Origin of the sequence: Psychrobacter sp. KCTC 72983 (assembly GCF_014280455.1) — a bacterium.
GTDB lineage: Bacteria > Pseudomonadota > Gammaproteobacteria > Pseudomonadales > Moraxellaceae > Psychrobacter > Psychrobacter pacificensis.
In genome coordinates this window covers 2,692,240-2,705,783 of sequence record NZ_CP060390.1, presented here as the reverse complement: position 1 = coordinate 2,705,783, position 13,544 = coordinate 2,692,240, and the positions used below count along the sequence as shown (strand labels likewise).

Sequence of the window (13,544 nt, the reverse complement as noted above, 5' to 3'; positions counted from 1 at the left end):
ATAAAGAAGCGACCTTTATTTCAGTTTGTTGATAAAAAAATTTACATCGATATCAGTTTTAATATCACTCAATGAGATATGCGCTCCCACAGCTGACGTTTAGCATCACTATCTACAATCATGTCATTTAATGTAGGCACAGTCATAAGGTTGGGGTGCTGAAGACCTTCAGGTAGTACTGTTAAAGCAGCAACTTTTATCTCTTCGCGCAGACCAATTCTAAAGATATATCCAGCAAGGCTGGCATTGGCAAGCTCTACTGTGTCCATACCGGCGCAAATCGGAAATGAGGTCGTCTCATGAGTCATTGAGAGTGCTTGAGTGATATTATTCCATAGCTTTTGGCTATCACTATTAAGTGCCTGAATATCAACCAATATCACCCAATCTCCATAGCGTCCACCTTGTAAGCTAAATGGTGCTACCTTTTTCAAGCTGTCGTCATTTACACTATCACTATTATGACTGCTTTGAGATAATTGCTGTGGCGCAATAGGCGCAGTTGTTGACTGCACCACTTCATCTATAAAAAATGCGGCGGTTTGGTTTGATTCGATATCTGGACTATTGTGAAGACGAGGTGCATCTGAAGTAGCAGATATCTCATTGCCCATACTATCAAAACTATAGGTGACTGGGCTTTGCTCGGTGGCTGCCTGTTCATGAATACCTAGACCATGAGCATCGTCATTCACATCATCATGGTTGCTGCTATAAGAGTCATTCGTATCATAACCACTGGTCGGCTGAACGACTGTCTCTATAGCAGCTCCAGCACTCGCGGATTCAGTATCAATAGAGCCAGTATTTGAGTGTTCAACCGAATCTATCGTGATATCCGCTATATTTACGGTACTTGACTCAGGCCGCACCCATTGATTGATACCCATCATCGCTAGGATTTGGCGCTGCTGCACACGGCGCTGCAATACATTTAGCGGGTCTTGGATATCACTCATACGACTCTACTATCCTAATTATGTTGTCTATATAGTTTTTTAGATGATTTTGGTAGTTCTTATCAAAAAAGCTGCCGTACGCCTAGCCAGCGCTCTGACATTGCGATCAGGCAATCATATTCATCTTGGCTGATTATCGTATCGTGTAACATCACGGTATGCAATGTACTTAGCCATTGTCGATACTCATGATGAGCAGGTCTTATCGTGCTATCGTCATTATAATCTATTTGACTACCATCCTGTTGTCTCTCTGGATAATTAGTACTACCCAAAGTATTTATGGGCCGCTTGATAGAATGAATAGTAGAAATAGGAACCGCAGCAATAATCGCTAATAATTGAATACTATTTAAGTGTTGTGCCGTTAATAACAACCATTGCAAATTGACATCGCTCACTGTCGTCAAATCAATATCAACCAAACGCGCATGACGTCTTAAATCTACAATGTAATGCGCCACACTCTCATCACCTTCACCCAATAATGAGCGCTCATATATTGAGATCATCTGGCCTTTAGCGTCTTTTGATAGCCGATACGCCAGTAAAACCACCATCGATATCTGAGCATCGCTCAGTGCTTCAAATACTTGCCCTGAAGGATCTAGCTGTACCCTTACGCCTTCTATACCAGTTTTGAGTGTCTGTGATGATAGAGCTTGCGTATCCGTATCGTGTAAAACCTCAGACAATATCGGTAGTAACTGCTGTAATTGCAACGCTTGCCATAGTGACAGTACGGATGATTTTTGCCTCTCTACAGCTAATGAATGATTGAATGAATTCGCTGCCGAGTAAGAGCGATCACTCGATATTTTTTGATCTACAGAATCACAAGCTAAGCTTTTAGTTAAGTCAGATGTCAGCTGTTGGTGAAATAACTCAACCATACCTTGTTGGTAACGCAACAACATCGTACGGCATTTTGCTTGTTTTTTATAGTACTGATCGCTTTCGTGACTGTGTTCGCTGTCACTTCTAAGCTTTAATTTTTTGATATGTATTTCAGATAAGTCATGACGACGTAACTGGGCTAATGCAAATACAATCAAAGCACTGTCCAAACGTCTATCCAAATTGGCCACTATGGCCAATAGCTTAGTATCTATCCTATGGGGTAATACTTGCTTATGACTAGTAGAGTCACTTTCAATAGAAAAGCCCTCACCCCAAATATCTGCCAAACCATATAATGCATTTGTTGACAATGGTTGATGCTGATGGCAAAGCATGACCGCTTCTATTAGCGCTTGTGCACCAAGTGGATGATAAATATGATCGAGTACATATTGCGAGAGTGACACCTTTTGAATATCGCTCGCTTCAATTAATGTATCTTCTGGTAGGTTAGCGTCAGGTTTGGCCTGCCAAGGCTTCAGCAAATTATCGGTATCTATAGGTGCTATTTCTACCTGCAAGCGACCATCGATAATTGTATCTACCTCTTTAGTGAACTCAAGACCTTTATCTGTCTGGCTTTCACTGTTACTTGCAGTGTTATTAAAAATAGCGTTCTGCTTATGGTTTTCTTCTGCATCAATATCGAACAATGATCGATGCAGCAATTGAGACTTTTTCTGTGAATTTTTGCTTAGGCTATTTTTTATTACAGCTCCCCAATCACCTAGATGGCGCTGCCGATATATTTCTTTTATTTTCTGCTGATTGATTCGCTTTTCTTTAACGACTTGTACGGCAAACTTACGATAGGCATCAGCATTAATAGCACTCATACGCTCCGTCAAGCTTGGATGAGTGGCAAACCAAGACACATCACCCAAGTCCGCGCCACTACTGGCAAAGAAAAAATGGCTGAGTCCATTGACATCGGCAATACCAGAGAGGCGTGACCCAATCGGGTCCTGATGAATGGCTTTTAAGGTTTCTATGATCGCAGGCGAGCGCGTTAATTGTACGCTGGTTGCATCAGCAAGTAACTCACGCTCACGATTAAAGCTGTGTTTGATTAGCTGGGCACTTGCCATACTCGAGAAGCTTAGACCATGGAGCAGTAGTGTCCAGACACTACGGGGTGCTTGACGATCGATCACAGGTCTACTTTGCACCCACCGAGACTCACGTTTGGCTGATGCCTGCTGATGCTGTGACAGTGTCTGCCAATACTCCACCCACTCACTGTGCGTGGTAAAACGGGCGGTCTGCGCCTCCATATGGCGTGCACGACTGTCAACTTGTCTCTGTGATAGAGGAATATCGGTGGCAACTGTATTGTCAGAATAGCGAGTATTAGGAACGGGGTCGCTCCAATCATATAGAATCTGTAGGCCAGCTAACACCACCATCAGCTGTAGATTAAAAGTCGCATCCCCATGCAAGATATGACCATACTCATGACCAATCAGCCCATATAATGCTTCATCAGACAATTTATCTAGCGCACCTTGGGTCACGATAAGCACCATATCTTGACGATGGCGACCCGCGACAAAGCCATTGATTCCTTGCTCATTGGGTAGTACGTATAAGAGAGGCGCAGACAAACCTGACGCAATCGCTAACTGATGGGCAATTTCATAATAACGACGATAGACTGGTGGGAAATCACGCTCGCTTCGTACTGCTATATGATGTGAGCGATAGTGAACTTTTTCTTTGATTTCATGTTGATGCGCGACCCCATGGCTGTGCTCCCATGGTTCCTGACTGTTATCAATAAATAATCTGACCGCCCCTACTCGCTGGGCAATAGCGCGACCACCCGCTCGCAAACGCCGATATTCTAAAAAACTCCCACCAACGAAACTGCCTACTATAAAGAGAATGACTAGCATCAATACCCAATGATATATACCGCCTGTGAATACCGTTAACAGCAGTCCCATGATAGCCAGTGCCACCACGATATGGGCGAGCACAATAAGGAAAAACAGCCCATACAGTAATAGACTGCGCCGTGTACGTATCCGCTGTTCACCAAAAAAATCCATCAACTGGGCTGCCTAACCTTGGTCAAATTTATCTAAATCTTAGCCCAGGTTAACATTCGGTGCTTTAGCAATGACATCTCTGTCTGCAAATACCAAGGGACTAAGCGGACGAAAACCAAAGGTTGTACTGACAAGATTGTTAGGGAACACTTCACGATCATTATTATAAAACATCACACTATCGTTATAGTGCTGACGAGCAAAACCGATTCTGTTTTCGGTATTGGTCAGCTCATCCATCAACTCTTTGATCATACTGTCCGCTTTAAGCTCAGGATAGGCTTCTACCACTGCCGAAAACTGACTCAACGCTTTGGACAACATGCCTTCTGCTTTGGCAAATAGTGCCATGTGCTCTTGTGAGTCTGGCTGATGCTTATGCGAGTCTTGTAGGTTTTGAGCATGATTACGTGCGCTAATAACTCGTGTCAGTGTCTCTTCCTCATGAGTCAGGTAACGCTTGGCTGTTTCGACTAGATTTGGAATCAAATCATGGCGACGTTTGAGCTGCACATCTATCTGCGCAAAGCCGTTCTTTGCTTGGTTACGTGCACGCACCAATTTATTAAATATGGACACCCCAAACATAACGATTAGCACCACAAATATAATGAACAGCCAAACAAACATCTTCATAACCAAACCTCAAAGTGTCCAGAATGTTAACAAACGTTAGTACATTGTATTTTAACGCATATTAATTAATGACGCTTTTAATTTAAATAAGAAATCGAATGAAATTTTAGACAAAAAAAAGCCCTTTACAATGAAGGGCTTAATACAGAATACCAGTATATTAGGTACTTTATTAGAATATCTATCAAATTTTAGGCAAAAAAAAGCGACTCCATCAGCACATCCTCGGCACACATCAAATCTATTACCGTTGCTACCTTCCGGTCCTGGCGGGATTCATAGAACAATGTTGCGAGGCTACCAATGGAGCCACCGGATGAGATTATACAAGGATTTTTTAATTTTACAACCCCTATCTCAAAACTGTTTGTTTTAATCGAAAAATAACCCAGTAACCTAGCTCACAAAATTCTCACAGCAACTTATACAGATTTTGTTATTTTAGTGAATGAAGTTGCACACATGTCAACACTTAAAAATAAGAGGTACAACTTCCTTTGTAAATACCTTTTGAAAGTATTCATATGAATACCCTTAACATTGATTTAGGAGATAACCATGAAAAATGCTCTATTGAATAAACTGGCCATCGCTTCTGGTACTGCTTGTTTAATGACAGCCATGATGGGTAGTGCCCATGCAGAGCCAACAGGCTATGACCAACTGACGTTTCAGACAGAAGTAAAAGAAGAAATCCAAAACGATGAAGTACGTGCCAGCTTATATAAAAAGGCTCAGGCAACGGATGCCAAAACTTTAGCCACGATGCTTAATACGTCAATCAATAATGCCATGAAAATTGCCAAACGCTACCCAAGCGTGACTGTGAGCACTGGGCAGCAGCGTACCTATCCACGCTATGACAAAAACGATAAAATCATTGGTTGGACAGGTCAAGCAAACATAGACTTGAAAAGTACAGACTTTGCAGCAACCAGTCAGCTGATTGCGGATTTACAAGAAACCTTAGTCATGGATAATCTTAATTTTGGGGTTTCAGACACCAAAAAAGATGCATTAGAGCAAAAACTAATGACAGAAGCGTCTCGCGCCTTCCAGCAGCAGGCCAAAAACCTAACGCGCGCTTGGAATGCACGCGGCTACCGTGTGGTCACGGTCAATCTAAACACAGGAAACAACTATCCACGTCCAATGTATAGCGCTATGAGCATGAAATCAGGCATGGCAGACGAGTCGGTACCAAGCCAAAGCTTTGAGTCTGGTAATAGCACTATCTCAGTGACTGCCAATGGTACCATTGAGTTGACCAAATAAGTAAGTACCAAATAAGTAAATGACAACAGGCTTATTTAAAGCTCAGTAGAAGCAATACATAAAAAGGGCAGACGCGATGATCACGTCTGCCCTTTTTATTTATATATTACTAATGACTTTGCTATTGAGATACAGCGTCATTACCGCGCATTTTTAACAAGACCTTTTGGTGCCATGGCAAGCGCTCGTAAGCAAGCAGCTGCTCGGCAAGCTTCTTTTTCTTTTGTAGAATCAAGGTGTTTTGAATGACATGTACCGTACGATTGACTTGCTGACGGGTTTGTCCTGATACTGTTTTTACGACAGCGCGAATACTATGTGGGCCTGGCTGCAGATCAACTGTCGCAACAGAGGCACTCAGACCTTGAGCAATTTCTTTATCATCCAAATATATACTCACTTGATCGCCATTCTGTAGCGCAGGCTTTACATCAAGCGCGATGACGATACTCTGTGCAGGGCGCTGATAGGCACGCTCAGTACTCGGCTCAATCATACTCAACTGATAATTGATATTCACCGCAGGTTTGGTGGCAGCGGTAGCTGGAAGATCAGTATTGCCTCTGGCCTCACTTGGCATTCCTTTGGGGGCGCTACTTTCGCCGGTATTAACGCTGGTCTGGCTGACTTGTTTTCCTGCCTGCTCCTCATAAGACTGCGGACGATCGGTAAAGGTGATTTGCCCTGTTTGCTCATCAATCACTTTATAGATGGGTGCTGCGTTGCTGAGAGGCGTACAAAGGCTAGCCATGATAGCCAATACTCCTAACTGTATATTACCTCGTAACAAATCTCGCTTTGATAACAAACTCATAGTCAGTCAACCTAATTAGTATTTACTATTAATATACTTTTATAAGAACTATTATGCGACACTTTTGGTGCAAAATCAGTAGGATTTGATGTGAAATCAATGGTATTTAAAAAAATATCATCCATTTATACCACTATCTTTTCCAACAGGTACAAAAAAACCAGCCAAAATTCACTTGACTGGTTCTTTTTTATCGAATTAACTTAACGGACTAATTCGTTATTAGCAGCTGTAGTACATGTCAAACTCGACAGGGTGTACAGTCACGTTTAGGCGTTGTACTTCTTCTTCTTTCAATGCAATAAACGCTTCTAGCATGTCTTTAGTGAACACATCGCCTTTTAACAAGAAGTCATGGTCATCTTTTAGTGCTTGTAGTGCAACATCTAGACTCTCTGCAACCGTTGGGATTTGCGCTTCTTCTTCTGGTGGCAAATCATATAAGTTCTTGTCAGCTGCTTCGCCTGGGTGCATCTTGTTTTGGATACCGTCAAGGCCTGCCATCAATAGCGCAGCAAATGCTAGGTATGGGTTCGCCGTTGGATCAGGGAAGCGTGCTTCGATACGTACCGCTTTTGGGCTGCTCACATGTGGCACACGAATAGACGCCGAACGGTTAGACGCTGAATAAGCAAGCTTGATAGGTGCTTCGTAATGCGGTACAAGGCGCTTATAGCTGTTCGTTGATGGGTTGGTAATCGCATTCAGCGCACGAGCGTGTTTGATGATACCGCCGATAAAATACAGTGCCGTTTCAGATAGTCCAGCATACTCATCGCCAGAGAACGTATTTACACCATCTTTTGAGATTGACATATGTACGTGCATACCTGAACCGTTGTCACCAACGATTGGTTTTGGCATAAAGGTCGCTGTTTTACCAAACTGGTGCGCCACGTTATGGACAACATATTTCAATTGCTGAACTTCATCCGCTTTACGTACCATCGTGTTGAACGCTACACCGATTTCAGACTGGCAAGAAGCCACTTCGTGATGATGAACTTCTACGCGGCCTTCGCCAACGATTTCTTCGATGCGTGCACACATGACAGAACGCATATCGTGTGAACTGTCGATTGGTGGTACTGGGAAGTAACCGCCTTTGACGCGTGGACGATGCGCCATGTTGCCCCACTCGTACGTCTCATTGGTTGACCAAGCTGCTTCTTCAGCCGTGATTTTATGACTGACGCCAGACATGTCAACTGACCATTTTACATCGTCAAATACAAAGAACTCAGGCTCAGGACCAAAGTAAGCAGTATCACCAATACCAGTGGATTTTAAGTACTCTTCAGCGCGGCGTGCGATAGAGCGTGGGTCACGATCGTAGCCTTGTAGTGTTGATGGCTCGATAATATCGCAAGTCACGACCACAGTAACCGCATCAAAGAACGGATCAACGAACGCCGTTTCTGGATCAGGACGCAAGATCATATCAGACGCTTCGATACCCTTCCAACCAGCGATAGATGAGCCGTCAAACATTTTGCCATCTTCCATGACATCTTCATCGATAGTCGATGCTGGGAAACTGATGTGCTGCTCTTTACCGCGTGTATCAGTGAAGCGAAAGTCAACCCATTTAGCATTAGAGGATTGAATAAGATCTAATAATTTGTTCGACATACATAATCTCCGTTGTGTTGGTCACGTTATTGCAATTTAAAATTGTTGGTGCCATTTCTTGTGCAAGAATTCCAGATGTCCTTCCAATACCAAACAGCGCATTCGATATTATGCTTATTATCAGCACTATTTGTTGGATTAGTCAAGACACTCACCTAAGACGCTTTCTTAATTAGACCAATAGTCATCTCAATGGTCTACAAACATCCTAAGTCAATTCTCATATCATTCTAGCAATATATAACTCGTCATGCTGAACTCTTCTGGCACTTATGAATAATTATTTTTAGACCCGTTTTTATGGTCATCAATAATCATACCAACCTCAATGCAAAGGCTATGCCAATATCTCAAATAAATTACTATTTACCTCACTTAAAACAAAATTTTTCCAATAATTACAGCGCCTTACGCAAAATAACTTTTATATAAAAATATATTTTTGCTAACAACCTTTATGTCGAGAGGTTATTCGACGCACTAATTGTGATAATTTTGCACTATATTGGTGCTGAGAAAATCTTATAATTATTATATTGTTCTTTTACGGTGCAATAATAAAATATCGATTTGCTGATGTTTCTCTGATCGTGAAATCATTATGATGAGAGAAAAATATTTTTATGTAATGCTTATTTAGCTAGCCCATGCTCTGCATTTGATAGAGAACAAAATAGTGGTAAGATAACCGCGCGCCATAACGCCCTATGTCGTAATCATAGCTGCTTGTGTTTGGTAACTAAAGCCCTGAACATCGGTAGGCGTATATCCTATATTACAAACAGAATAAAACTGATAAGTTGAAACCTTCATGATTTTGATGATCGATAATTACGACAGCTTTACGTACAATATCGTACAATATTTCGGTGAATTGCAGCAGGACATCACCGTTTGGCGTAATGATCAAGTGACTATCGAGCAGATTCGAACGTTAGCACCGGACGTGATTGTTATTGGCCCAGGTCCATGCGACCCTGATCGTGCGGGTGTTTCGCTCGAAGTTATCGAGACATTCAAAGGCATTATTCCGATACTTGGTATTTGTTTGGGTCATCAAGCGATTGGGCAGGCGTTTGGTGGGCAAGTCGTCAAAGCAGGTGAAGTTATGCACGGACGGTTATCAGCCGTCTATCATAATGACCAAGGCGTATTTGCCGGACTACCAAACCCATCGCAAGTCACACGCTATCATTCACTTGTCATTGATAAGCGTACCCTACCAGATTGCCTTGAGCTGACCGCATGGACGCAGAACGTTGATGGTAGTATTGAAGAGATCATGGGTATCCGTCACAAGTCACTTGCCATAGAAGGCGTCCAGTTTCATCCTGAGTCCATTTTGAGCGAAGCAGGTTATCAACTACTTAATAACTTTTTACACACTTATGGCTTGGCAAAACTAGCATCAGATGCGCTACCACAGGTAGGCTAGTTTTGACTTAAGAACCTGCTTTCATTACTCTATCTCAAATCATAGATAGATTCACACAAAAAACAGATTCACATAAAAAAACAATCATAAGCGAGATCATCATGAGTACGACAAAAACAGAAGAAGCTCACACGCCAGAGGGTATTGCAAAACTGTCTGATGCCCAAATACATCAATTATTGACGACGGCTTTGAGTAGAATCTTTCAGCACATCGATTTGACCTTTGATGAGATGTATCAAGTGATGCTGATTATCATGCAAGGTAGATGTAGCGACGCGATGATGGGCGCTATTTTGACAGGTCTACGTATGAAAGGCGAATCCATCGATGAGATCACCGCATCAGCCAGTGCGATGCGTGCGCTGGCTGCCAATATTGAGCCAAAAAACTGCGACTATTTGGTCGACATCGTTGGTACTGGCGGTGATGGTGCCAACTTATTTAACGTATCGACTGCATCGGCATTCGTTGTCGCGGCGGCTGGCGCACAAGTTGCCAAGCATGGTAATCGTGGTGTCTCAACCAGATCTGGTAGCTCAGATTTGCTTGAGCAAGCAGGCATCAGTCTTGCGCTGACTCCAGAACAAGCAAAAGATTGTATCGAGAATGAAGGGATTGGATTTTTGTTTGCGCCCAACCATCACAGCGCCATGCGTTATGCCAATCCTGTACGTCGTGAGCTAAAAGCGCGTACCATCTTTAATATTTTAGGCCCATTAACCAACCCTGCTGGTACGCCCAATTTAGTTATTGGTGTCTTTACCGCGCAGCTGTGTGAGCCAATTGCCAAAGTCATGAAAAACCTAGGCGCACGGCATGTCATGGTCGTCGGCGCAAAAGATGGTTTGGATGAAATCAGTCTAGCAACCTCGACCACAGTTGCTGAACTAAAAGATGGTGAAATATCCGTTTATGAGATGATGCCAGAAGATGCAGGTATCGAATCGCAAACCCTGATTGGTCTCGATGTCGACTCTCCTAAGCAAAGCCTTGCGCTGATCCGCGCTGCTCTATCTGGTGCTGATACCCATGACCGTGCTGTACTTAAAGCCCGCGATATGATTGCTTTGAACGCAGGTGCGGCAATATATACCGCCGGACTTGCCAGCAACTATCCTAATGGCGTTAGCCGAGCTCAAAAAATTATCCAAAATGGTGATGCTTTACTCAAGCTTGAGTCTTTGGCCAAATACACGCAGCAGCTAGTGATTGAGGGTTGACTTATACGCACCAATACAGTGCAAAACTATATATCACTACCTATTTACCTTTAACAATATTCGGATAACAGCATGACCACAACTCATTCAGACATACCTTCGGTACTACAGCGCATTGTCGCAACCAAAGTAGAAGAAGTAAATGCAGCTCGCGCGGCGCTATCCCTTGCAGACTTAAAAGCGCAAGTCGCAGCTGCTAACAAACCGCGCCGAGGTTTTGCTGCTGCCCTACGTGCTGCTAGCCCTGAAAATAATGGTGTTGGCATTATTGCTGAAATCAAAAAAGCCTCGCCATCTAAAGGCGTTATCAATCATAATTTTACCCCTGCTCTATTTGCGCAGCAGTACGAGCAAGCGGGTGCCAGCTGTCTATCAGTGTTGACTGATCGCGATTATTTTCAGGGCGATGATACGTACCTTATTCAAGCGGCAAATGTCTCAAGCTTACCAATACTTCGCAAAGATTTTATGATTGATGTCTATCAGATATATCAATCTTACTTAATGGGTGCTGACTGCATCTTACTCATCATGGCCTGCCTAGATGACACACAAGTACAAGAGTTGCACGCGCTAAGTATTGAGCTTGGTATGGATGTGTTGATAGAAGTGCATACACAGTCTGAGCTTGATCGGGCGCTACAGCTACCACGCTCAGCGCACAATATTTACGGTATTAACAATCGTGATTTAAACACGTTTGATGTGGACCTACAAACCACGCTCGATTTGAAAAATATCTTAATCGAAGCACTCTCTGCTGATGCTGATAATGCCGATCAAAAACCACTGATCGTGACCGAGAGCGGCATTCATAGCAGGGATGATATTCGGCTTATGCTAAGTCATGATATTCAGCACTTTTTAATCGGTGAACAATTTATGAAAACCGATCATCCGGGACAAGCGTTACAATCCTTACTTGCGGGCGTCGCAGTAGACGAGTAAAGTAACTCAATAGTTCAAGCCTCAATAGAATCAGATAGCTTGAATAAAATATTTACTCTATAAATGACTCAACCTTTCATTCATCAACCAACGATACGTTAACTTTTATGTCAAACTCTCTGTTTTCAAAAGAAATGCAAGACCAACTTAAAGAATTAAAAGGCCAATTGAGTAAAGGCCGTGATACCAACTCACCTGAAGGTGAAAACCAAAAGCCCACTGAGCCTGTCGCTTTGCCAACGCAAAAGCAAGTGAAAAAGACCGTCAAGCAGCTAGACAGTGAACATGTTGACGATGACAAAGTACTGTTCATGCAAGCTATGCATGGTGTCATTCAGCTAGAAGACAAAAACGTACGCTCACCTACTAGCACGGCAAGAGTAGGCAAACCTGATGCCGCAACACTATCAAAACGTGCGGCCGCTCAAGGCAGTGAAGCCAGCGATTTAGGCGCAGGCTTGTCAGACATGCAAGCCCTACTGAACCCTGTCGCCGCTGAAGCTTACCTGTCATATAAGCAGCCAACCTTGCAAAATAAAATCTTTGATCAGCTCAAAAAAGGCAAGCTGCGTTGGTACGATGCGGTAGACATCCATGGCTGTACGATAGAAGAAGCACGTGACGCCATGACTCAGCTACTGAGTCAAGCGAAGCAAAAAAATGAAACCATGGTAAAAATCGTCCACGGTAAAGGTAGCGAAGCAATTCTAAAAACCTGTGTCAATGGTTGGTTACGTCAATTGCCAGAAGTATTGGCATTTTGCTCTGCACCGCCAAAAGACGGTGGCAATGGCGCGGTATTGGTACTGCTCAAAAAGCCTAAAACAGATGGCGAATAGAAGTCATCGCTTATGATAACTCTATTAAATAAAAAAGGACTGCTTACTTGCAGTCCTTTTTTTATCGATTATCCACCTGTCAACCCTTAACGATTATTCCTTTGATATTCGCCTATCAGCCTTTACTATTGAATTATCCACTCACTATTTAACTACCAAAGTGACATCAATATGAGCATACAAACCATTGAGACACCCCAAGAGCTATCCGAAAACATCAGCGCATTGATTGCAATTGAGCCAAAATTCGCGGCTATCTACGAGCAAGTTGGTCTACCTGATCTTAGGCAGAATGCAGGTGGGTTTGAGCAGTTAATGAGAGCGATGGTCGGTCAGCAGTTGTCTGTTGCGGCGGCGGCAAGTATTTGGAAGCGGTTGGTTGATGCTGCGTTGACAACGCCGTATAAAATCGGTGAAGCAACTGACGAGGCTTTAAAAGCTCAGGGATTGTCTAAGCAAAAAACTCGCTATATCCGCTCCTTAGTGGATCATAATATCGATTTTGCAACTTTAGAAAATATGCCTAATGAAGAGGTAATAAACACACTTACTGCGGTTACGGGCATCGGACGCTGGACCGCTGAGATGTACCTGCTCTTTTCTTTAAAACGCGCAGATGTGCTTGCTGTTGACGACTTGGCCATCAAGGTTGCGGCGATGGAGTTATTAGGCTTAGCAGAACGACCAACACCCAAGCAGCTTAACAACCTCACTCAGCACTGGTCACCGTATCGCAGCGCTGCCAGCTTACTGCTCTGGTCATACTACGGCTTATTACGCAATAAAACCGCAGTACCTTTATAGCTGACCGTGTAGAATAATTGCCTATATG

General features: G+C 43.1%; 11 protein-coding genes and 1 other RNA gene. 6 read left to right on the top strand and 6 right to left on the bottom strand.

Going from position 1 to position 13,544, the window contains the following annotated elements:
- Nucleotides 1–68: 68 nt before the first annotated feature.
- The 4 genes from PSBA01_RS11585 to ffs all read right to left on the bottom strand — a co-directional run bounded on the left by PSBA01_RS11585 (nucleotide 69) and on the right by ffs (nucleotide 4,852).
- Nucleotides 69–959, bottom strand: a complete 891-nt coding sequence (locus tag PSBA01_RS11585; RefSeq protein ID WP_186474436.1) for a DNA polymerase III subunit psi — start codon at nucleotides 957–959, stop codon at nucleotides 69–71.
- A gap of 62 nt (nucleotides 960–1,021) precedes the next feature.
- Complete coding sequence (locus PSBA01_RS11580) at nucleotides 1,022–3,910, bottom strand: M48 family metalloprotease (protein WP_186475528.1); 2,889 nt, start codon at nucleotides 3,908–3,910, stop codon at nucleotides 1,022–1,024.
- A gap of 39 nt (nucleotides 3,911–3,949) precedes the next feature.
- A complete protein-coding gene (locus tag PSBA01_RS11575; RefSeq protein ID WP_186474434.1) occupies nucleotides 3,950–4,546 on the bottom strand; it encodes a LemA family protein in 597 nt (198 codons plus the stop codon).
- Nucleotides 4,547–4,755: 209 nt separating this feature from the next.
- An RNA gene (gene ffs / locus PSBA01_RS11570) (signal recognition particle sRNA small type) lies at nucleotides 4,756–4,852 on the bottom strand.
- 252 nt (nucleotides 4,853–5,104) lie between these two features.
- On the opposite strand from ffs, the gene PSBA01_RS11565 reads away from it, so the two are divergent.
- Entirely contained in the window at nucleotides 5,105–5,821 is a 717-nt protein-coding gene (locus tag PSBA01_RS11565; RefSeq protein ID WP_186474432.1) for an SIMPL domain-containing protein, read from the top strand.
- 121 nt (nucleotides 5,822–5,942) lie between these two features.
- Here PSBA01_RS11565 and PSBA01_RS11560 read toward each other — a convergent pair whose 3' ends face one another.
- The gene (locus PSBA01_RS11560) at nucleotides 5,943–6,635 is read right to left on the bottom strand and encodes a DUF4124 domain-containing protein (protein WP_186474430.1); all 693 of its coding nucleotides are present in this window, start codon (nucleotides 6,633–6,635) and stop codon (nucleotides 5,943–5,945) included.
- 222 nt (nucleotides 6,636–6,857) lie between these two features.
- Nucleotides 6,858–8,267: a type I glutamate--ammonia ligase gene (gene glnA, locus PSBA01_RS11555; protein WP_186474429.1), complete on the bottom strand. Its 1,410-nt coding sequence runs from the start codon at nucleotides 8,265–8,267 to the stop codon at nucleotides 6,858–6,860.
- 811 nt (nucleotides 8,268–9,078) lie between these two features.
- Between glnA and PSBA01_RS11550 the strand changes: the two genes are divergently transcribed.
- The 5 genes from PSBA01_RS11550 to PSBA01_RS11530 all read left to right on the top strand — a co-directional run bounded on the left by PSBA01_RS11550 (nucleotide 9,079) and on the right by PSBA01_RS11530 (nucleotide 13,516).
- Nucleotides 9,079–9,702 carry an anthranilate synthase component II gene (locus PSBA01_RS11550; protein WP_093070771.1) on the top strand — a complete coding sequence of 208 codons (624 nt, stop codon included), beginning with the start codon at nucleotides 9,079–9,081 and terminating at the stop codon, nucleotides 9,700–9,702.
- Between the two features lie 101 nt (nucleotides 9,703–9,803).
- The gene (trpD, locus tag PSBA01_RS11545; RefSeq protein WP_186474428.1) at nucleotides 9,804–10,925 is read left to right on the top strand and encodes an anthranilate phosphoribosyltransferase; all 1,122 of its coding nucleotides are present in this window, start codon (nucleotides 9,804–9,806) and stop codon (nucleotides 10,923–10,925) included.
- A 72-nt stretch (nucleotides 10,926–10,997) separates the two neighbouring features.
- Nucleotides 10,998–11,873, top strand: a complete 876-nt coding sequence (trpC, locus tag PSBA01_RS11540) for an indole-3-glycerol phosphate synthase TrpC (protein ID WP_186474427.1) — start codon at nucleotides 10,998–11,000, stop codon at nucleotides 11,871–11,873.
- A 107-nt stretch (nucleotides 11,874–11,980) separates the two neighbouring features.
- A complete protein-coding gene (locus tag PSBA01_RS11535; protein ID WP_186474426.1) occupies nucleotides 11,981–12,712 on the top strand; it encodes a Smr/MutS family protein in 732 nt (243 codons plus the stop codon).
- A gap of 171 nt (nucleotides 12,713–12,883) precedes the next feature.
- The gene (locus tag PSBA01_RS11530; RefSeq protein WP_186474425.1) at nucleotides 12,884–13,516 is read left to right on the top strand and encodes a DNA-3-methyladenine glycosylase family protein; all 633 of its coding nucleotides are present in this window, start codon (nucleotides 12,884–12,886) and stop codon (nucleotides 13,514–13,516) included.
- Nucleotides 13,517–13,544: the final 28 nt, after the last annotated feature.